Annotated in this window: 17 protein-coding genes; 12 read left to right on the forward strand and 5 right to left on the reverse strand. The window is 62.3% G+C overall.

Features of this window, described 5'->3' with window-relative positions:
- Positions 1 to 153 precede the first annotated feature (153 nt).
- Complete coding sequence (locus P3T21_RS36950; RefSeq protein WP_429260806.1) at positions 154 to 984, reverse strand: SDR family oxidoreductase; 831 nt, start codon at positions 982 to 984, stop codon at positions 154 to 156.
- A 115-nt stretch (positions 985 to 1,099) separates the two neighbouring features.
- On the opposite strand from P3T21_RS36950, the gene P3T21_RS36955 reads away from it, so the two are divergent.
- Entirely contained in the window at positions 1,100 to 1,993 is an 894-nt protein-coding gene (locus P3T21_RS36955) for a LysR family transcriptional regulator (RefSeq protein ID WP_429260807.1), read from the forward strand.
- Positions 1,994 to 2,386: 393 nt separating this feature from the next.
- On the opposite strand, the gene P3T21_RS36960 is transcribed toward P3T21_RS36955, so the two are convergent.
- Together P3T21_RS36960 and P3T21_RS36965 are read right to left on the reverse strand one after the other, a co-directional pair.
- Positions 2,387 to 3,403, reverse strand: a complete 1,017-nt coding sequence (locus P3T21_RS36960) for a hypothetical protein (protein ID WP_429260808.1) — start codon at positions 3,401 to 3,403, stop codon at positions 2,387 to 2,389.
- Positions 3,404 to 3,421: 18 nt separating this feature from the next.
- Positions 3,422 to 6,100 carry a DEAD/DEAH box helicase gene (locus P3T21_RS36965; protein WP_429260809.1) on the reverse strand — a complete coding sequence of 893 codons (2,679 nt, stop codon included), beginning with the start codon at positions 6,098 to 6,100 and terminating at the stop codon, positions 3,422 to 3,424.
- Between the two features lie 672 nt (positions 6,101 to 6,772).
- Here P3T21_RS36965 and P3T21_RS36970 point away from each other — a divergent pair.
- Entirely contained in the window at positions 6,773 to 7,207 is a 435-nt protein-coding gene (locus P3T21_RS36970; RefSeq protein WP_429260822.1) for a hypothetical protein, read from the forward strand.
- A gap of 122 nt (positions 7,208 to 7,329) precedes the next feature.
- Here P3T21_RS36970 and P3T21_RS36975 read toward each other — a convergent pair whose 3' ends face one another.
- Positions 7,330 to 7,461, reverse strand: coding sequence for a hypothetical protein (locus P3T21_RS36975; RefSeq protein WP_429260810.1), 132 nt, complete (start codon positions 7,459 to 7,461; stop codon positions 7,330 to 7,332).
- 265 nt (positions 7,462 to 7,726) lie between these two features.
- Between P3T21_RS36975 and P3T21_RS36980 the strand changes: the two genes are divergently transcribed.
- From P3T21_RS36980 to P3T21_RS37015, 8 genes are all read left to right on the forward strand, one after another.
- On the forward strand, positions 7,727 to 8,032 hold the full coding sequence (locus P3T21_RS36980) for a hypothetical protein (protein ID WP_429260811.1): 306 nt from the start codon (positions 7,727 to 7,729) through the stop codon (positions 8,030 to 8,032).
- Positions 8,033 to 9,064: 1,032 nt separating this feature from the next.
- On the forward strand, positions 9,065 to 10,729 hold the full coding sequence (locus P3T21_RS36985) for a cbb3-type cytochrome c oxidase subunit I (protein ID WP_429260812.1): 1,665 nt from the start codon (positions 9,065 to 9,067) through the stop codon (positions 10,727 to 10,729).
- Between the two features lie 2 nt (positions 10,730 to 10,731).
- A complete protein-coding gene (locus P3T21_RS36990; protein WP_429260813.1) occupies positions 10,732 to 11,328 on the forward strand; it encodes a cbb3-type cytochrome c oxidase subunit II in 597 nt (198 codons plus the stop codon).
- A complete protein-coding gene (locus P3T21_RS36995; RefSeq protein ID WP_429260814.1) occupies positions 11,325 to 11,912 on the forward strand; it encodes a c-type cytochrome in 588 nt (195 codons plus the stop codon). Before P3T21_RS36990 ends, P3T21_RS36995 begins: the two co-directional genes overlap by 4 nt.
- Before the next feature lie 18 nt (positions 11,913 to 11,930).
- Complete coding sequence (locus tag P3T21_RS37000; protein WP_429260815.1) at positions 11,931 to 14,222, forward strand: heavy metal translocating P-type ATPase; 2,292 nt, start codon at positions 11,931 to 11,933, stop codon at positions 14,220 to 14,222.
- A gap of 13 nt (positions 14,223 to 14,235) precedes the next feature.
- On the forward strand, positions 14,236 to 15,477 hold the full coding sequence (locus P3T21_RS37005; RefSeq protein WP_429260816.1) for a molybdopterin-dependent oxidoreductase: 1,242 nt from the start codon (positions 14,236 to 14,238) through the stop codon (positions 15,475 to 15,477).
- A gap of 15 nt (positions 15,478 to 15,492) precedes the next feature.
- Positions 15,493 to 15,927 carry a c-type cytochrome gene (locus P3T21_RS37010; RefSeq protein WP_429260817.1) on the forward strand — a complete coding sequence of 145 codons (435 nt, stop codon included), beginning with the start codon at positions 15,493 to 15,495 and terminating at the stop codon, positions 15,925 to 15,927.
- Positions 15,928 to 15,994: 67 nt separating this feature from the next.
- Positions 15,995 to 16,453 (forward strand): hypothetical protein, encoded by a 459-nt coding sequence (locus tag P3T21_RS37015; RefSeq protein WP_429260818.1) that lies wholly within the window; start codon positions 15,995 to 15,997, stop codon positions 16,451 to 16,453.
- Positions 16,454 to 16,495: 42 nt separating this feature from the next.
- On the opposite strand, the gene P3T21_RS37020 is transcribed toward P3T21_RS37015, so the two are convergent.
- A complete protein-coding gene (locus tag P3T21_RS37020; protein ID WP_429260819.1) occupies positions 16,496 to 17,392 on the reverse strand; it encodes a LysR family transcriptional regulator in 897 nt (298 codons plus the stop codon).
- Positions 17,393 to 17,499: 107 nt separating this feature from the next.
- On the opposite strand from P3T21_RS37020, the gene P3T21_RS37025 reads away from it, so the two are divergent.
- Positions 17,500 to 18,633 carry a TDT family transporter gene (locus tag P3T21_RS37025; RefSeq protein WP_429260820.1) on the forward strand — a complete coding sequence of 378 codons (1,134 nt, stop codon included), beginning with the start codon at positions 17,500 to 17,502 and terminating at the stop codon, positions 18,631 to 18,633.
- Between the two features lie 354 nt (positions 18,634 to 18,987).
- The gene (locus tag P3T21_RS37030; RefSeq protein ID WP_429260821.1) at positions 18,988 to 19,191 is read left to right on the forward strand and encodes a hypothetical protein; all 204 of its coding nucleotides are present in this window, start codon (positions 18,988 to 18,990) and stop codon (positions 19,189 to 19,191) included.
- Positions 19,192 to 19,639: the final 448 nt, after the last annotated feature.

Below are 19,639 nucleotides of genomic sequence, written 5' to 3' on the forward strand. Positions count from 1 at the left end.
CGAAGGGCTTATGCCCGAAATAGAGGCTGTCAACCGTATTTTACCCAGTCTCTCGAAGGACTGCTTTGCGGAAAATCGAACGGCGGCTCCGGGTCGATCTGGGACGGGCATCATGCAGCTATTGCGTCAGCGCGCCCCTCTGCGCCGGTCCGCTTAGCTTATCGAGTCGGCTGAAAACGCGATGTCCTTCTGTGCTTCGAGCACCCTCAGGCGCTCAGCCAACGCAGCCCTGATCGAGTCGTAGGCACCGCCGCCAAGCGTCAGGCGTAACGGCGGATGTGCCGAGTCAGCCGCGACGATCATTGCGGCGACCGTCTCGCCTGCATCGCCCCGAATTGCAAAGCTGTTGGACGCAATCGCCCGCCTGACGTCGCCCGCCGGGGTATCGTCGTACTCGGGCATCGGCACCGCATGATCGAGACCGGCACCGAACTGCGTGCTCGTCGGCCCCGGCTCCACGATCACGAAGTCGATGCCGAATGGTGCCACCTCCTTCGCTACTGACTCGACGAAACCTTCGATGCCCCATTTCGTAGCGTGATAGAGGCTGAAATTCGGGTAAGCGATCTGTCCACCTTCGGACGAGACCTGAACGATCCGGCCGCCGCCCTGGCGCCGCAGGTGAGGCAGCGCGGCACGGATGACCTGAATCGATCCGGTGAGATTGGTGGCGATCTGCCGGTCAATCTGTTCATCAGTCACTTCCTCGGCTGCGCCGAATAACCCGTAGCCCGCGTTGTTCACGACCACGTCGATACGGCCCATCGCTTCGAATGCGGCAGCAATATTCGAGTGCACAGCGCGGATGTCGGTGACATCGAATGTCAGCACATGCAACCGGTCGTCATACTGTTTTTTCAGCTCATTGAGCGCCCCCTCGCGCCGCAGCGTCGCGACGACCCGATCGCCGCGTTGCAGCAGGCGCTCGGCGAGTAGTCGGCCGAGGCCTGACGACGTGCCGGTGATAAACCAGGTCTTCATCATGGTGTGTCTCTCCATAAAGTGGATGGAATGGCATTGCCTGATTACCAGTCTAGCTACCTGTCATTGGTCAGAGAAGTCTCTATAGTGCGTATGAGCCCGTGAAAATTCGCCACCAATGACCAAGCCGACACTTGCCGATCTCACCGCGTTTTCCACTGTCGCAGCGCATCGGAGTTTCCGCCGTGCCGCCGATGCACTCGGCGTTTCGCGCTCCTCGCTAAGTCACGCCATGCTCGCCTTGGAGCGCGAATTGGGGGTGCGCCTGCTCAACCGCACGACGCGTAGCGTGTCGCCGACAGAAGCCGGCGAAGCATTGCTCGCGCGGCTTGCGCCCGTGCTCCGCGATCTTGACGAGGCACTGGATGCCGTCGCCGATGCGCGCGGCAATCCGAGCGGCACGCTCAGGATCAATGCCAACGAGAGTGCGGCGCGGCTGTTGTTGAAAACGGTGGTGCCGCGTTTTCTGAAGCGCTACCCTGGCATGGCGCTGGATCTGGTCGCGGAGGGACGGCTCGTCGATATCGTCGAGCAAGGTTTCGATGCCGGCGTACGGCTCGGCGAGTCGGTCCCGCGCGATATGGTGGCGGTGCGCATCAGCGACGATCTTCGCTTCGTAGTCGTTGCAGCGCCTTCGTATCTCGCGGGACGAACACCACTCATCACGCCCGACGACCTTCGTAGCCACGACTGCATTCGCCAGCGCCTGCCGAGCGGCAAGCGCTACCGCTGGGAGTTCCGCAAGCACGGGCAGGAAGTGGCGATCGATGTTCCCGGTATGCTCACGCTGGATCACAACGGTCTGATGGTTGAGGCCGCGTCCGATGGTTTGGGCCTCGCGTATGTACCGGAGTCCACGGCCCGCGACTGGCTGGACGACGGCCGGCTGGTTACCGTGCTGGAAGATTGGTGCCCGTTCATCCCGGGGCTCTGCCTGTACTATCCCGGGCATCGCCACGTGCCTGCTGGTCTGCGGGCGTTCATAGACGTGCTTAGGGAGGTAAATCACTGACGCATGTGAATGTCCGTTGTCGAGGATCCTGACCGACCGCTCAGGTCGCGTGCCACCGATCGACGACAGGCAGTGACCGGCCATCTACAACAGTCGTTCGATCGAGCTCTCAGACGGACATTCGAGCGTCGGCTCCGCCCAGACAACGCACCTTCCCCCGACGGTCATGCTCGCAAGTGATCGGCCATTACGGCCGTTCGCAATGTTCACGAAGCGGTCGTTCAAGTATTGAAAATACCGTCAATCTGGTCTGTGAAATCCTGAACCGGATACGTCCGCTGACGTTCAACATGATCGGGAGACTTCACCAGGCGCCGGGGTTTCCCGATGAAAAGAATTTCATTCATCGACGTCAATCGCTTCCCGCGTAGCCATGCGAGATGAAATCGGACTTTAGCGGAACTTACCTTTCACCGGTCGAGCACTGGTGCGCTTCCTTGTTGCAGCCTTTTTCGGCGTCGCAGGCAAGTTCGCCACGTTTGCTTTACCGGCAACAACGTTGCTAGATGTTGATTTACGTGGCCCAGCAGATGGCTTGACTGGCAACTTCGTTGTTACCGATTTATTGTCCGCCACAGTCTTCGCGGTCGCAGGTGGCTTCCGAATTGTCGAGACAGCCGACTTGGCCACCTTCTTCGCCGTCACCTTACCTGCCGATGGCTTGTTACGTCCGGCAGCAGGCTTCACCGGTGGGTAAGCTTCGGCCATCTCGATGTCAAACACATCGGCCACCAGCGCGTCGTCGAGCACCTTGCCGGTAGCCGGTCGTTTTGTGGATTTGTGAAGTCCGGCGCCGGCCTGCTTGACGAGATCATTGGCATCGACGCGGCGCAAGGCGAAAAGCAACTCCGGCTGTTGGTCGAGCCGCGCGCCGACGCCGTAGAGCACGGCAGCAACGTGCTTGCACATTGACGCCCAGTCCGGACAACTGCATTTGAACTTGATTTCCGTTGGCACCGGGAAAAGACCGGTGCCAGGTTTGCAGATGCGCTCCATCACGGCTGTCGAGAGCTTGCCCTGCAAGAGTTCCACGATCGAATCGATCGACCCCGAGCAATCGACTCCGATTGCTCGCCATTGCTTTTCAGGACTCGCCGTCACGGTCACGGTGACCGCGTAGAGGCTTGAACCCATTACCTGCGCGCGGACTTCGCCTGCCGTAATCTGAAGGTCGATCACGGAACCGTTGCGCACATAGGTACGGCCGCGCGGCAGACGGTTGGCATAGTCGCTGTAGCCTTCCAGATTGTCGCACCAGGCCTTGCCCCAGAAGGTCTTGGCGATGGCGCCGCGATACGACGCGATTGGCGACAGGACCACACCAGCCTTCTTCGCCTTGGTGGCGGCCAGTTCAGCCTTTTTCCTGCGCTCGGCGACCGAGATATAGGGCTTCCATCCCCCGTAACCCATTACGCTTCCTCCTGACGATCAGTTTTCTTGCGCGGCATGAACGTCGAGCTTCACGAGATCGAGCAATTCGCGATCGCTCATCTCGGTGAGCAGGAGTTCCGCGCCGCCCTCCAGCACATCCTTCACCAATTGCTGCTTCGCTTCGATCAACTGGTCGATACGGTCCTCGATCGTGCCACGGCAGATAAACTTGTGCACCAGGACGTTCCTCTGCTGGCCGATACGAAACGCACGGTCAGTCGCCTGATTTTCCACGGCCGGGTTCCACCAGCGGTCGTAGTGGATCACATGGGAAGCGGCGGTGAGATTCAACCCCGCCCCACCTGCCTTTAGCGAGAGCACGAAGAAGGGTGTCAGCTCATCTTCCTGGAATCGCTTGACCAGTTCGCGGCGTTTGGCTACCGGAGTGCCGCCATGGAGCACCAGACCTTCGCGACCAAAGATTGAACCCAGAAATGCCGCCAGCGGCTCAGTGGTCTCGCGGAACTGGGTGAATACCAGCACCTTTTCCTGCTTGGCGGCAATGACTTCGGCCAGCTGGCGCAGGCGGGCGAACTTGCCGCTGTCTTCCGCCTTCCATGCCGCGTCGCCCAGCCATTGCGAGGGATGGTTGCATATCTGTTTGAAGCGCATGAGGAAGCTCAGCACCACACCCTTGCGACCGATGCCTTCGGCGTGTTCAAGCGCGGCGGCCAGATCCTTCACCGCACGCTGATAAAGCGCCGCCTGGCTCGGGCTCAGGTGGCACCAGGCCTTGAGTTCGGTCTTGTCCGGAAGATCGTCGATTACCCGCTTGTCGGTCTTCAGGCGGCGCAGGATGTAGGGACGTACGAGCGTGCGCAGCGGGCCGAAATGCTCGGCCTTCGCCAGCCGCTTGGTGAAGTTGGCGAAGACTTTGTCCGAGCCCAGCAAACCGGGGTGGGTGAAATCGAAAATGGACCACAGATCGGACAGGCGGTTTTCCACGGGGGTTCCGGTCAGCGCGATGCGCGATTGTGCATGGAGCTGCTTGACCTGTCGCGTTTGCTTGGCGCCCGGATTCTTGATCGCCTGCGCTTCATCGACGACGGCGACGCGCCATTGGATGGTCCCCAGTACCGGCTGGCGAAGAAGCGAACCAAAGCTGGTGACGACGAGATCGATGTCCGCAAGCCGCGCGGCGTCCAGCGCACGCAAATCGGCCGCCGGCATGGCCGACGGATGGGCGATCAGCAAGCGCAAGCCGGGGGCGAAGCGCTCGGCCTCTGCCGCCCAGTTGGCCAGCAGCGATGCGGGGGCGACCAGCAGGCTGGGCCGCGCCTCGGCGCTTTCGCGCTTCAGCACGAGCAGCAGCGAGAGTACCTGCATGGTCTTGCCCAGGCCCATATCGTCCGCCAGGCACGCGCCCAGTCCGAGCCGGGTGAGCAGGTACAACCACCGCACGCCGGCCTGTTGGTAGGGCCGCAGGCTGGCCTTGAGTTCCGGTCCCGGGCTGATCTGCGCCAACCCCTCCGGCTGACGCAACTCCTGCAAGATATCGGCCAGCCATGGCCCTGCAACAAGCTGCGACCAGTCGCGGTCAGCGGGGTCGCCGCTATCGTCGAGCGAAACACCCGCCAGGAGGCGTAGGGCCTCATTAAATGGCAGACCGGTTTTCGCCGCCTTTTCCATGGCCTCGAATCGCTTCAGGAGGCGACTGAGCTTTTTGTTGTCCACCTCGACCCAGCGACCACGGATGAGTTGCAAGCCGTCGGCGCCTTTGAGCAGATCCCTGACCTCGGAGGCGCTGAGACGCTCGCCGTCGAGGGAGACCTCCATGCTGAAATCGAGCAACGCGTCCTTGCCCAGGAGCGAAGGTGGTCGTGCTCCGACGCTGGCTCTCACAACGGGACGAGCAGGGCGCCCCGCCTGCCAGACGCTTGGCGTGCGTACGACAATCCCGGCGGCTTCGAGTTTGGACAGGTCCGAGAGAAAGCGGTGGGCGTCAAGCGGCGTCCAGCGCAGCGGATGGTATATCTCGCCGGTATCCACCATTTCGCGAAGCCAATCGCAGTGTTCCGCGGCGCGCTGCACCGGCAGCAGTAGCGACAAGAGCTGCGCATTGCTCCTGGCTCCCGAAAATTCCGCGAGGGCTTGCGACAGTGGCTGGTGTTGCGCTTTGCCATGGGCCGACAGGCGCGAGGTGTAAGTCGCAAGGAAGGCGAACGGTGACTCCGGGTCCTTGCGGTTCTCAGCTAGGTTGAAATGGACGCGGCCGACGAGATTCCAGGCCGGGTGGCGCAACTTGAGGAAATCCTGGAGCGAGACTTTTGCGGTCGCCAGTTCCTGGTGCAAGGCGGTATTGATCTCGCCCCACAGCGTGGCCAGCACATCTGGAGTTAGATACTCCCCGCCCGTCATCGGCGGCGCATCGGCAATCAAGGCATCAAAATCCTCGGTAGCAGGCGTGACGATCGCGATCTCGCCGCCTTCGGGCGTGGCGCACAAGGCTGTGACGTAGCGCGAGGCAAAATCACGCCACCAGGCCCATGCGGGCGGCAAAATGCGGCCGATTTCCGCCGTTCCCAGATGCAGCAGGCCATGCCCCGCGCCAAGCGCAAAGGAACTGCCTAGCCGCAGTCGTATTTCATCAGCCAATAATGGCGCGGCGTCTTCCGGCACCGCAAGTAGATGACCACCGGGCGTCAGGTGTGGCGCGAGAATTTCGGGAGCAGTCAAAAACGCCCGTCCTCATCGAACTGTTGCAGCAAGCGCTGAAGCCGCCTGTTTTCGAGGAAAGCGGCTGCGGAATCGACCAGCAGGCACCCCGACCCAGTGCGAACTGGGCGAATCTCCGTTTGCGCCTGGTCCGACCGAATTGTGGGGTGGACCAACCGTCCGGAGTATGCCTGTCCGCTGCGTTGCACATGTCTTGTGAACTGTCTTTTCATCTGCTGTAGGACAACCTGATTGCTACGTATTAACTCACGGAAGTTCGCCCCGGCTCTACCGCCGGCTGGCCAACCTTCAAGGCCGTCCCCGCGAATCTCCGAATTCTGCCAAAAGAAACACGACCCACCATGAAAGGGTATCAAAACCTGAGTCATACGAGATGGGATGCCGATGGCGGCTCCCGCCCGCGCGGCGAAAATCAGTTGGCGCGTTTGTTACAAACGACTAAATGGCAGAGTGTCTCGTTGGGCCGACCTACGGACGTTCAACGCTGCTCCTTTGAACGTCCCTTCATGGCGAACTACCGCCGATCACCGACCGGTGTGAGTCATTCCATCGCGGTCGCTCGCGCCTATGCTTCAAACGTCCCTTGCTCGGCCCACGCAGCCATTACTTCCCGAACCCGCTTGTCGAGCGGACGGTGAAGGCGTAAAAACGTGGGACGCTTTGTGTACTTTGGTGACGCCGCTTACGGCACCCGGCAAGGCATGCGTGGGTGGGGGCATGACATTCAAGGCCCAGTGGTACCGGGACAAGTTTGCGAAAATACGTGGCAAAGGCTTCTGTGGCTATCCGGTGGCAACGATTGCCTTCTACGGGCCAGACGACACGAGGGCGACGAAGGTCTCTGTTGGCATCGTCGCGCACGAAGGTGCTGACGCGGACCCTGTTGAGCGGTGGTTCCGCAAAACAACCGATGCGAGAACCGATCCAGAAGTCACCGAAGCAATCGTTCGATTCATCGATCAGCATGGTGCCAAATCGGTGGTGGCCGTCGATCGCATCATCGGCTGCCCGTATGAGGAAGGCATTGACTATCCGGAAGGCGAAAAATGTACGCAGTGTCCGTTCTGGGCCAACCGTGATCGATGGAGCGGCGAGATCATGCAGTGAGACGTCAAGAGGCAAGCGCTTCCATCCTCGCGCTGAGGCGTTCCTTACTCGCTTCATTCCGACCGTAGTCATGCATTCATTAACGCAGGACACTTTCTGAACGAGAAGGGCGCGCGTGGCCGTCAGCGCGGCGCGGCCACGCCCGTGGCGTGGTTCCACGCAACGGTGATCGCCTCCGCGACTGACTTCGACTCCACGAGCCCGATGACCGCGACGTGCTTCACGTGGAGGAAAGGTCCAGCGGAGCCGGACATCGACCGAGACGACACGAAGCCTGGTCATGCGCGCGGTGTAAGGTACAGGGGCGAATCTCCCGACGGGAAGGCACGTTGCGGGATCTTGCCGGGCGTGGTGAGCATCACCGTTGATGCAAGGGGCAGAACCATGGGTTTTTCTTGCCGAACGTTTCTGATCGCTCGTGACGATACCCTCTGGCGGCTGTCAGGCACCAGGTTCGACCGGATGTTGCGAGATCCGGCAAGCCACTGTCTGCCCGTTTTTGCGGGGCAACGAGCGCGAATGGCCAGCGTCGTGGTCGAGCTTTCGGCCAGAAATCCGGTGCGCGTCGTCCGGAACACGTTTTCCATTCTCACTTTCGATGCTGAAGGCCGCATTGACCCGGGCAGATTCGAAAAGCAGCAATTTGCCCTCGTGGAGTCGGACGTCGCATCTGTTTTTGCCGTGTTCGATGATGACAGCAACCAGACGGTCGTCGACGCAACTTCCCGATTCATTGCACAGGGAGGCCAATGGGTTCCGTCACGCGCTTTGGCGCGCGTCATAGATCAGACTGCGTTGGGCCAACGACAGTGCCGACGCCTATAAGCGGTCGCTCAAAGGCTGCTCTACGGTATCCAGTTTTCGATTCTCGAGTGTCGGAGATGGGTCGAGGCTGTGTGAAACGCATGCCGAACATGGTGTTCGAAAAAATCGACCCTTCAGATCGCGCCATATCGGCTTGGCAGCACCTCGGGAAGGGTGAAGCGACACCCGAAAACCGAGTAGTTTTGCGTTTTCGCACAGCCTCGGTCGGAAGCGAGCAGATCATATGGTCGTCGCGTAAGCCGCCACTCGCGGGCGATAAATTCGTGGTTATCCGAACGGCGGCCGATGACTTGACGGGCAGCACGCGTGCACGAATGACCGCTGGACCTGGGAAGCCGCCGTTCACGTCGCGCTGGCTCCAACGGCCGGAGAGGGCGCGTGCTGCCGATCACAGACTTGCGCGGTTCAGGTTACGTATGCCTTTTGCATGAGGCAGAACGCGGCCAGGAAGTGACCTTCGCTGGCAACGGGGTTTGGACTTTCAGGCGTCGGTTGCGCCCTGGAAGCAGCCGTTGAAATCGCGGGGATGAAGGTCGCGTCGTCGGCCATAACGGCCGTTCGTGTCGGCCCCCAGACTCGCCTTGCGAAGGTCTGCTTCCGAGCGCGAAATCATTGCTGCCGACACCAAATGGATATGTCGCGCCGTTCTGTCAATACCTGCTCCCGCACCCATCGCAGTCATGCAATGCCAACGCCGATGCGCCTTCAAAAACATCACGCTGACGTCCGCAGGTTGATTGGCGTGCAACGCGACTTCACATGTCCACGGCGCATTCGAAATGCCCGGTGGAAACACGCAGCCGCTGCTCGGCTCAAGCATATCAATAAAGCATGCATTACATCGCAAAAATGCATATTACATATGCGAATGCGAGCCCCATACTGCTTTTCAACCGACGTGCCGGGACCGGCAACAATGTGTACACCGCGATTTTTGCGGACGGAATAAGTCACCTGAGTTCCCCCGAGGTCACACAAGCGTGACCGCCGTCGCTAACAATTTTTCTTCGAACAATTGAGGGCCTTTCAGCCATGACGCTCACAGTCGGCGCATTGCTTGCGCTGTCGTTTCTCATTTCCGTGCTCGGGCTCTTCATGTTCATCTGGGCACAGACACGAGGTTTGATGCGGGCCGGCCCAGAGGCGGCACAGGTGATATTCGAAACGGGTGAACTCGGCATGGTCGAAGAACCCGGGATTTCGGCGACGCAACGCGGCGCGCTGCAAAGGGCCGAAAGCAATGCCAATGCTTCGGCGACGCGCGGCGACGCGCAACGGGCCGCGCCCACGCGGCCTGATTTGCTGGCCCGCGAAGCGCAGGACAGGTCGAGCCGTGCCGCCGCGTTAGCGTTTCTCACGTCGTCGATCCTGTGGCTGGTACTCGGCTCGCTCGCCGGCCTGGTCGCCTCGCAAAAGCTGACGTCGCCGGACTTTCTGGTCCAATCGGCCTGGCTGACGTTCGGCCGCATCAGAACCGCGCACTTGAATATGGTGATCTATGGCTGGGCATCGATGGCAGGCCTGGGCATCTCGTTATGGATGCTGCCGCGGCTGCTAAAGACCCGTCTGGTCGGCGAGCGCTACGCCGTCGCGGGCGCGGGTCTATGGAATGCCGGCGTCGCGGCCGGTGTCGTGGCGATACTCGCGGGCTGGACGGACGGCCTGCAGTGGCTCGAGATTCCGTGGCAGATCGGCATTCTTCTGGCGCTAGGCGGCGCACTGTCAGCCGTGCCGCTATTTTTGATGCTATCCCGCCGCAACGTGGATCATCTGTACGTGTCGGTCTGGTACATCGCCGCGGCTCTGCTCTGGTTTCCGATCCTGTATGTCGTCGCGAAAGTGCCGTATGTGCATTTCGGCGTAGAGCAGGCCATCGTCAACTGGTGGTTCGCACACAACGTGCTTGGCTTGTGGCTTACGCCGTTCGGTCTTGCTTCGGCCTATTACTTCATCGCGAAGGTGCTCGGCCGTCCTATCTATTCGTACAACCTCTCGCTGGTCGGCTTCTGGGCGCTGGCGATGTTCTATAGCCAGGCCGGCATTCACCATCTGCTCGGCGGTCCCGTGCCAGCATGGCTGCAAAGCGTCTCGGTCGTGCAAAGCGTGATGATGCTGATCCCCGTCCTCGCGGTCGGCGTCAATCAGCACATGACGGTGGTCGGGCGCTTCGCGACGCTGCGTTATTCGCCCACGCTGCGCTTCGTCGTACTGGGCGCCGCGCTGTACACGCTCGTTTCGCTGCAAGGCTCGCTCGAAGCCGTGCCGTTCTTCAATCGACTCGTGCACTTCACACAGTACAAGGTCGCGCATGCGCACCTCGGCCTGTACGGCTTTTACTCGATGATCATGTTCGGGTCGATCTATTTCGTGATGCCACGCGTACTGGAGCGGGAGTGGCCCTATCCGAAGTTGATTGCCCTCCATTTCTGGCTGGCTGTGATCGGCTTCGCGATCTACTTTGTTTTCCTGAGCATCGGCGGCGTTCTACAGGGTATCGCCATGCTCGATGCCTCGCGGCCCTTCATGGATTCCGTCAACGTGCTCACGCCTTACCTGAGAGCGAGAACGTTCGGTGGCGTGTTGATGACCGCCGGGCACCTCGTATTCGCATGGCACTTCTTCGCGATGCTACTCGACCGAGGGACGATCCGCTCCGGGCAGGCGTTTATCGGCGGCGCGCCGTCCGCAGGAGTCTGACCATGAACCGGGTTCTCACTATCGTCATCGGCGCGCTGATCATGCTGGCGATCGCCACGCTCGTGCTGGTCGCATTGCCGTATCGCGAGCTGCAGGACGAATCGCCGCCCGAACAGCTCAAGCCGTACACCATCGTACAACTGCGCGGCCGCGCGACATACGTCAACATGGGTTGCGTGTATTGCCACTCGCAACAGCCGCGAGCGGCGACCCTGGGTCCGGACGCATTGCGCGGCTGGGGCCGTCCGTCGGTATCGGCCGACTATGCGTACGACTACCCGCACCTGCTGGGCGTGTCGCGCACCGGCCCGGATCTGTTCAACATCGGCGCACGGCAGCCCAGCGTCGACTGGCATCTCGCTCACCTGTACCAGCCACGCAGTGTGACGCCTGGAAGCGTGATGCCGTCGTATCCGTTCCTCTTCAAGGTGGTCGCGCGTCCTGGACCGAACGACAAGGTCGTGACGCTGCCGCCGCGATTCGCGCCGGCCGGCGGCCAGGTCGTCGCCTCGCAGGAGGCGCTCGATCTCGTCGCTTACCTGACTGCACTCAATCACACGTATCCCGTTCCCGCCACTGAATCCGGAGTGACGAAATGAAACACGACACGCAGCACGACACGATGCATACACGGGAGCATGCGGAACCCATCGAACAGGCGAATCCTGTGCCCTGGCTTCTTGGGCTCGTCGGAGCATCGCTGGCAGTCTGGGGCGTCAGCTACTTCCTGCTCAATCCGGACCTTACGCCGACCAGCGCCAAAGACGCCAGCCGCGACGCCGTGACGAGCGCCGCAGCACCCGCCGCGGCCGACGGCGCGCAGATCTTCGCGAGCCGATGTGCGTCCTGCCATCAGGCGAACGGCGCCGGCCTGCCCGGCGTGTTTCCGCCACTGGCCGGCTCCGCCTGGGTAAACGGCGACGCGAAGACCGTCGCGCACATCCTGCTGCTGGGCATCAACGGCAAGATCGACGTTGCCGGCGCAACCTTCAACGGCACGATGCCCGCCTTTGGCACGACCCTTTCCGACGCGGAAATCGCGGCGGTGGCCACGCACGTTCGCGCGAGCTTCGGCAACAAGTCGGCTGCACTGACAGCCGACCTTGTGAAGGGCGAGCGAGCCGCTCTGGGCACGCGGACGACGCCGTGGGCAGGCGGCGACGAACTCTCGAAGCAGCCGTAGAGCCGGACGAAACGCAAGATGCAATCGAACCTTCCAGATAGTGCGCTGCTCGATGTGCGCGGCATGTGGTGCACCAGTTGCGCGAACGCATTGGAAAGCATGCTGCGGCGGCAGCCCGGCGTGCTCGCCGCCAGCGTCAGTTTCGCAGCCGAGTCCGCCTCGCTGCAATGGGACCCGCTCGCGACGTCGCTTGAGCGCTTGCTGCAGCGCGTCGCCAAACTCGGATACGCGTGCATCCCCGAAGGCGCGGGGCACGACCGGCGCGCGCATTTCGCCAAAATCCGCCATGACCTGATGGTCCGGCTCGTGGTTGCCGTGTTCTTTTCGATGTGGGTAATGCCGGCGCAATGGGCGCTGTACGTTGCGCCCGAGGGCAGTCTTTCGCCGGCCGCCCGATTTGGGCTGGCGCTGTTTGCGGGGCTCGCCACCATGCCGGTGATCGGCTACGGTGCGCTGCCGTTTTTCCGCGCGGCGTGGCGCACGCTGCGCGCTCGAGCGCCTGGCATGGACGTCCTCGTCGCGACCGGGGCCGGCGGGTCCTGCCTGCTTTCGGTATGGCAGTTGATACGGGGCGAGTCGACCGTCTATTTCGATTCCGCCGCAATGATCGTGGTCTTCCTGCTGGCCGGCAGGCTGCTCGAAACGACCGTGCGAAGCCAATCGGCCGACGCCGTACGCAGCCTGCTCGAATTACCGACTGAAACCGCGCACTTGATCGATGCGTTCGGCGCCGAAACGCAAGTCCTTGCCAAGCGAGTGGAACGCGGCAGCGCGGTTCGGGTGTGCCCTGGCGAGCGCGTTCCGCTCGACGGCGTCATCGCGCAAGGCGTGTCGTCGCTGGATCGCTCGCTGCTGACCGGCGAAACGGCTTTCATAACCGTCGAACCCGGCGACGTGGTCGAAGCCGGTGCGCTCAATGGAGACGGCGAACTGCTGGTGTTGGTCGAGCGCGCCTGGGGCGAGCGTCGCGTGGATCTGATCGCGCATAGCGTGCGGCAGATGCTCGCGCGCAAGACGGCGACCCAGGCACTCGCCGAACGGTTCACCCGCTACCTCGTGCCAGCCATCTGCGGGCTCGCGACACTCGCCTTGCTGTGGAACGCAGCCGAGGGTATGGCCATCGCCGCCGCGCTCGAACGCGCCGTGGCGGTGCTCGTCATTACCTGCCCCTGTGCACTCGGCATGGCCGTTCCGCTCGCGCTTACCGCTGGCGCGGGGCGAGCGGCGCGCGCGGGCGTGCTGTTCCGGGATGTCGAGGCGATCGAGAAGGCCGGCCGCATCGACCTCTTCTGCTTCGACAAGACCGGAACACTGACCGAGGGCTCGCCCCGGCTCGTCCAGTCGCAATGTGCCGACAGCGAGAGCACCGTCGACCTGTTCGTCGACGCGGCGATCGCCGAGCGCGGCAGCGAGCATCCGCTCGCAAAGGCCATCGAATCATTGGTACCGTCGTCATGCCGTGCAACCGTCGACGGCGCGACGGGAACGTCCCGTGCGACGCCCGGCGCGGGAGTCGAATGGATCGGCGCGGACGGCTCTCGCATTCTCGCCGGCAGCGCGTCCTTTCTCGCCGGGCTCGGCGTACTGGTTCCGGACACGGCAGCCACGCATACGACGGTTCATGTCGCGCGCGATGGGCGGTGGCGCGGCACGCTGCATTTCGCGGACGCACCGCGTGCCGGTGCGCGCCGCGCGCTTGCAACCTTGCGGGCGGCAGGCGCGGCGCTCGCGATGCTGACGGGTGACGAGACGGCCGTCGGCTTGCGCGTTGCCGACGCTGTCGGCATCGACGCAGACGAGGTGTACGCGGGCCAGTCTCCGGAAGAGAAGGCCCGTCGTATCGTCGCTGCGCAGGCAGTGGGAACGAAGGTGGCGTTCGTCGGCGACGGTCTCAACGATGCGCCCGCGCTCGCTGCGGCCGATCTCGGCATTGCCGTAGGTAACGCGACGGCGTCTTCGGTCGCCGCGGCGTCGATCGTGCTGGTCGACGGCGGCATTGAGAAGCTCGAGGTCGCGCTGGCGATCGCCCGGCGCACTGCTCGCGTGATGCGGGAGAACCTCATTGCCGCTGCCATCTACAACTTACTCGCCGTGCCGCTCGCGTTATCCGGAGTCGTGTCGCCAGCAATGGCAGCCGCGTTGATGATCGCCAGTTCACTTTCGGTGACGCTCAATTCGTCCCGCCTCGCTGCCGGTGCAATGAACCGGCACGGCGCTACTGCTGACATGTTCGACACGGACACCGCACATCATCGCGGCACACAGGATCCGGATCTGCAGCGCCCGCCTGCGCCGATGTTCAACACCTGACAGAAGGATGACCATGAAGAACGATGAACGCGACATCTTCCAGCAGCGCCGCAGGCTGCTCGGTGGCCTCGGTGCGCTGGGGCTTGCGGCATTGACGAATCCCATATCGGGGAGGGCAGCACCAGGCAATAACATCATGCTGCCCTTCGAAAATGGTGAGCGCCCGCTCACGTCCGCGTTTCCGCAGAAGTCCAACGTCATACTGCAGAGAACGCGGCCGCCGTTAATCGAGACGCCGTTCGAGGTGTTCGACCAGGGCGTCTTTACGCCAAACGACCGCTTCTATGTGCGGTGGCACCTTGCGGACATTCCGACGTCCGTGGATCCGGCCGCGTTCAGGCTGGACATCCGGGGTCGCGTGAACAGGACTGTCAGCCTGACGCTGAACGATCTTTTGAAAAAATTCCCGCGCTTCGAAATTGCGGCAGTCAATCAATGCTCGGGGAATTCCCGTGGCTTTTTTAGTCCCCGCGTGCCGGGCGGTCAATGGGCGAACGGCGCGATGGGCAACGCTCGATGGACGGGCGTGCGGCTGAAGGATTTGCTGACACATGCCGGTGTCGGCGCAAACGCCGTGCAGGTACGCTTGAACGGCCTCGATAACGGCGTGATTCCGCAGACGCCGAAATTCATGAAGTCGCTCGCGATCGACCACGCGCTCGACGGCGAAGTGATGGTCGCATATGCGATGAACGGAGAGCCACTGCCGCTGCTCAACGGCTATCCGTTGCGGCTTGTCGTGCCCGGCTGGTATGCAACCTATTGGGTCAAGATGCTGCACGACATCGAGGTGCTTGACAAGCCCGACGACAACTTCTGGACCGCCAAGGCCTACCTCATCCCCGATAACCATTTTGCCAACGTGCATCCCGGCGACAAGGACTTCAAGCAGGTGCCCATCAATACAATGCTGCCCCGATCGTTCTTCACCAATCTGCGCTCTGCGGGCACAGTACAACGCGGTCAGCCGATGCTCGTACGCGGCATTGCGTTCGGCGGTCTCAACGCGCTCGCGAAGGTGCAGTTTTCGTCCGATGGCGGCCGCAACTGGACCGACGCCGCGATGGGCCGCGATTACGGCCGCTACAGTTTTCGGCAGTGGCAGACGACGGTCAGTTTCCCGCAAACGGGCAGCCGGACACTGATGGTCCGCGCGATCGACTCGACCGGACAGGCGCAGCCGGATACACCGAACTGGAACGGCGCGGGCTTCATGCGCAACGTCATTGAATCCGTCGATATCAACGTAGTCTGACACGAGGCAAAAACCATGAACTTGAAGCTGGTTCGTATCGCGGCGTTCTGGGCCGTCCCTGTCGCCGTCGGTGCCATTGCCGCGCTGACCGGCAGTCACTACCTGCCTGAATCGATCGCCGGACAGGCGCAGCGGCAGGCCGACCTGGTGCCTCCCGTACGTTTCGCCGCCCTCGACGTTTCGCTGCCGGCAGGCGGCACGCTCTTTCCGCCCGGCGAAGGCGCACAGATCGCGAACGCCAACTGCGTGATGTGTCATTCGACCGGCATGGTGCTGCGCCAACCCGCGCTGACCACTCCCGAGTGGAAGACCGAGATCATGAAGATGCGCAACGGCTTCGGAGCACCGATTCCTCTCGATCAGGTCGACCAGCTTGCTCACTATCTTGGCGTTGTCGATGGGAAAAAGAATGAGGCGGGCCCCTCCGGTGTCGACAACCAGGCCAGCTGACGCACAAGCATCGGACCTGGGAATGCGCGGCTGCGAGTGTGTTTCTGCCCGAGAACTCGACGCTTGCATGCCGCCGATCCGCATGCGGCCTGGTATCGGGACAGCCGCACGACTCGCCGCCGTCGGGTTGCAGATCGTCGCACCGAAATGCGCGCTTTGCTGGACCACCTACGCTGGCCTCTTTAACGCAGGCTGGTTCGTCGCAACGAACATTCATCCGATCTGGGCGTCGCTTGCAGCGCTGACCTCGACGCTTGCCGTGTGCATCAGGCTGCTGGCGGCGAGGCGAACGCGCCGCTATCGAGCCTGGTTGTGGACGGTAGCTTCGTGGTCGTTCCTCATTGCCGGCTGGTTGCTGGACTGTTTGCCCGTCAGGTGCCTGGGATTCGGTTTGCTCGCGGCCAGCTTTGCCTACGCTGGGCTTACCCGCAGAGTGCGCGCCCGTACGTCAACGGGGTCGGTGCCCGGTTCGCTGGAAGCGCCCCGGCGCGATCCGGTTAGCAGCATGCCGACGGACACCAATTAACCGTACGACGACGTCAGGCGCCACGATGACGCCCCTCGCCCGCTAGACGATCACGTGTTCGAACATTTGATCGGCGAGCGTGCGAAAGGCGCGCGCGCTCGGGCTCAATGCACGCGCCTTGCGCCAGATCATGTTCAGGTCCCGCTCGATCTTCAGGTCGTGCACCCGCAACTGCACCAGTACGCCTGCGGCGAGTTCGTCGGCGACCGTTTGGCGCGACACCCACGCGACCGTATTGCCAAGGCGCAGCATCCGTTTGATCGCCTCAGCGCTGCCCACCGACAGTTTCGGCGACAGCTCATAGCCGTGCCGGGCATACGCGTCCTCGATTACCCTGCGTGTGCCTGACCCGGGTTCACGCATCACGAGTTCGGCATGGCCGACCTCCGCTGCGCTGACGCGGCGCTTGCGCGTCAGAGGGTGGCTGGCGCCGGCGACCGCAATCAGTTCGTCACGACCAATGACGGCCGCGTCGAACACCGATGCGTCGTACGGTCCTTCGATCAGCCCAAGCTGCCGTTCATGCGCCAGCACCGTCTCCTCGACGTGTTCGGTGTTTGACACCGCGAGGTCGACCGTTATGCCAGGATATAGCCGCCGGAATTCGTCCAGAACCGCAGGCAGCAGATAAACGCCAATCGTGCGGCTTGCGGCGAGCCCGAGGTGCCCGCGTGTCAAACCCGCGAACTCGCCGATCGCGGTTTCGGCTGCCTCCGCCAGCGAGAAAATCTGCGCGGCGTAATCGGCAAGCAGACGGCCTGCCTCGGTAGGCAGCATGCCGCGCGGGAGCCGGTCAAACAACGGCACGCCGACTCGTTCCTCCAGTTCGCGGATCTCGCGCGTGAGCGCCGGCTGGCTAACGTGAAGCCGCTCCGACGCGGCGGTGACGCTACCGGTCTCCGCTACAGAAAAAAACGCTGCGAGATGGGTGAAGTTCATCGTCTTCTGTATATCAAATAGGCATTGGCTCCATACTAAGGATGTATTTTCTATATGGATAGCAAATCCGCACAATCAGTTCGTCCCGATTCCCTGTGGAGACGACTATGTCCAGCCAGTTTGGTGCACGCGAGGCAAGGTTCTCGCAGCACTTCTCCGACAAGATTCGCCAGTTCACGCCGAACTGGTTCGCGATGACAATGGGCAACGGCATCGTGTCGCTCGTGCTCGCCGCGTTGCCGCAGAGCTTTCCGGGCCAGCACGCACTCGCCGTTTCGTTGTGGTGCGTGGACATCGTGCTCTATGCGGTGTTCACGGCGATGTTCGCCGCGCGCTGGATCTTCTATCCGGAAACGATCAAACCCCTGCTGCATCACCCGCTTCAATCGATGTTCCTGGGCACCTTGCCTATGGGTCTCGCGCCGATCATTAACGGCATCGTGCTCTTCGCGGGACCGCATGTCGGCGCAGGTGCCTACTCGCTCGCGTATGCGTTGTGGTGCTGTGACGCACTGCTGGCAATCGTTGTCGCGGTGGGAGTGCCGTACCTGATGTTCACCGAGCAGAGTCATGCCTTCGAGCGCGTTACAGCCGTGCTGCTGCTGCCGATTGTGGCGCCCGAAGTGGCGGCGTCAAGTGCCGCGGCGCTTGCCCCGCACCTGGTCGAACGAACCGCGCAGCTCGTCGTCGGCGCAGGCTATCTGCTGTGGGCGATTTCGGTGCCACTCGCCTTCTCGGCGCTGACCGTCGTCTTCTTCCGGCTGGTCATTCACAAGCTACCGCATCGTGATCTGGGCCCGTCCAGCTGGCTGACTCTCGGCCCGATCGGCACCGGCGCGCTGGGACTGCTTACGCTGGGCCAGGCCGCGCCCGCCGCATTCGCCGGCACTACACTCGCGAACGTTGCCGCCATCGCACGCGACTTCGGCCTGCTCGGCTCGCTGATCCTGTGGGGCGCGGGCGTGTGGTGGTTTGCGGTCGCGCTCCTCTTCACATTGCGCTACGGCCGCGAAGGCTTGCCGTTCAACCTCGGCTGGTGGGGCTTCACGTTCCCGCTCGGCGTCTACACTGCGGCAACGCTGAGCCTGTATCGGGTGACCGGGTTCGAGGCGTTCGCCGTGGCCGGCGTGCTGTTCGCAATCCTGCTGGGCGGACTCTGGAGCGTCGTGCTGTCGCGGACGTTGCGGGAAGTGGCGCGCGGTCACCTGTTCTACGCGCCTTGCCTTGCCACTGCGCGCTAGTTATCAATTTTCGGCCGGCGGCCCCGCTTCTACGGGCCGCCGCATCGAAGACCGTCACCGCATAGTTTCGTGACACGGCAGGCGATAAACGCATGCTCGAAAGCGGGCATTGGAAGGTCGGCTTTCGGCGTGACGCGAAGGACCGGAACGGCCGATGACTTGTCGTAACCGGTGCACAACGGAACGGCCGTTGCGCCCCAAGAGCTGCGGTTGACGTTATGCGTGCTTGAAGGGCGGTTCAGGGTCGGTCTACGACGTTGGTGCTACTCGGCGCGCTTGTTCAGTCGGGGCACCAGGATATGTCTGAGCAGGCCGCAATCGTGCGGTCCAGCAAACCACTATGCCAGGTAAGAAATGCCAACAGCAGCAGAGGGGATTGCCGAGGGGTTGACCATCGGAGTCGCCAGGGCAAAGGCGCGGATCGACGCGGCGGTGTTGGCGGGCGTCGACGTGACGAAGGCACGTCGTATTCTGGCGCTCCTGGAGCAGGAGCTTGCGGACGCAAAGAAGCGCGTAATCGACGAATTCCATTGCGTGCACAGCAACCCGTATGCATAGCGCTCGGGGTCAACCGGAGAGCAGGCACAGGCCGCTTTCGAGCGGCTATTTCTTCGCACATCACTTGATTGCAAACTCGAATCAAGGCCAGGGCATTCCGCCGATTGGCACGGTACTGAACGAATCGACGCGATGAAGTGGCTCACGCAGGCGTCGTCCGGCTACGGCGAGCTGAAGAACCTGTCCGACCCCGTGCCGCGGCCGGTCCACATACTGCGGACTGTCGTCACCACACAGGCAGCAGGCTTGAACGTCAGTGTCATTCTTTCCGCGTCTTCGGTTGTTCGGGTTGCGGGTCACGTCCGCGTTGCGTCGGTGCCCTCGTACACGCATCCGGGGGCGTCACATTGGTTACGTCGTCGCAGCAGCACGCATAGACCGGAAACCCGTACGCATTCGTGCCGATGATTTTCGTTGGCCCGTGCAGCGGGCACACTGCGTTCATGTC

It is taken from the genome of Paraburkholderia sp. GAS334, from assembly GCF_050436625.1.
Lineage (GTDB): Bacteria > Pseudomonadota > Gammaproteobacteria > Burkholderiales > Burkholderiaceae > Paraburkholderia.

Excerpts from the sequence above, each read along its gene's own strand:
- P3T21_RS37005 (WP_429260816.1), top strand. The coding sequence starts at position 14,236 with ATGAAGAACGATGAACGCGACATCTTCCAGCAGCGCCGCAGGCTGCTC.
- P3T21_RS36960 (WP_429260808.1), bottom strand. The coding sequence starts at position 3,403 with ATGGGTTACGGGGGATGGAAGCCCTATATCTCGGTCGCCGAGCGCAGG.
- P3T21_RS37025 (WP_429260820.1), top strand. The coding sequence starts at position 17,500 with ATGTCCAGCCAGTTTGGTGCACGCGAGGCAAGGTTCTCGCAGCACTTC.
- P3T21_RS37000 (WP_429260815.1), top strand. The coding sequence starts at position 11,931 with ATGCAATCGAACCTTCCAGATAGTGCGCTGCTCGATGTGCGCGGCATG.
- P3T21_RS36955 (WP_429260807.1), top strand. The coding sequence starts at position 1,100 with ATGACCAAGCCGACACTTGCCGATCTCACCGCGTTTTCCACTGTCGCA.
- P3T21_RS37015 (WP_429260818.1), top strand. The coding sequence starts at position 15,995 with ATGCCGCCGATCCGCATGCGGCCTGGTATCGGGACAGCCGCACGACTC.
- P3T21_RS36980 (WP_429260811.1), top strand. The coding sequence starts at position 7,727 with ATGGCCAGCGTCGTGGTCGAGCTTTCGGCCAGAAATCCGGTGCGCGTC.
- P3T21_RS36950 (WP_429260806.1), bottom strand. The coding sequence starts at position 984 with ATGATGAAGACCTGGTTTATCACCGGCACGTCGTCAGGCCTCGGCCGA.
- P3T21_RS37020 (WP_429260819.1), bottom strand. The coding sequence starts at position 17,392 with ATGAACTTCACCCATCTCGCAGCGTTTTTTTCTGTAGCGGAGACCGGT.
- P3T21_RS36995 (WP_429260814.1), top strand. The coding sequence starts at position 11,325 with ATGAAACACGACACGCAGCACGACACGATGCATACACGGGAGCATGCG.
- P3T21_RS36990 (WP_429260813.1), top strand. The coding sequence starts at position 10,732 with ATGAACCGGGTTCTCACTATCGTCATCGGCGCGCTGATCATGCTGGCG.
- P3T21_RS36985 (WP_429260812.1), top strand. The coding sequence starts at position 9,065 with ATGACGCTCACAGTCGGCGCATTGCTTGCGCTGTCGTTTCTCATTTCC.
- P3T21_RS36975 (WP_429260810.1), bottom strand. The coding sequence starts at position 7,461 with ATGTCCGGCTCCGCTGGACCTTTCCTCCACGTGAAGCACGTCGCGGTC.
- P3T21_RS37030 (WP_429260821.1), top strand. The coding sequence starts at position 18,988 with ATGCCAACAGCAGCAGAGGGGATTGCCGAGGGGTTGACCATCGGAGTC.
- P3T21_RS37010 (WP_429260817.1), top strand. The coding sequence starts at position 15,493 with ATGAACTTGAAGCTGGTTCGTATCGCGGCGTTCTGGGCCGTCCCTGTC.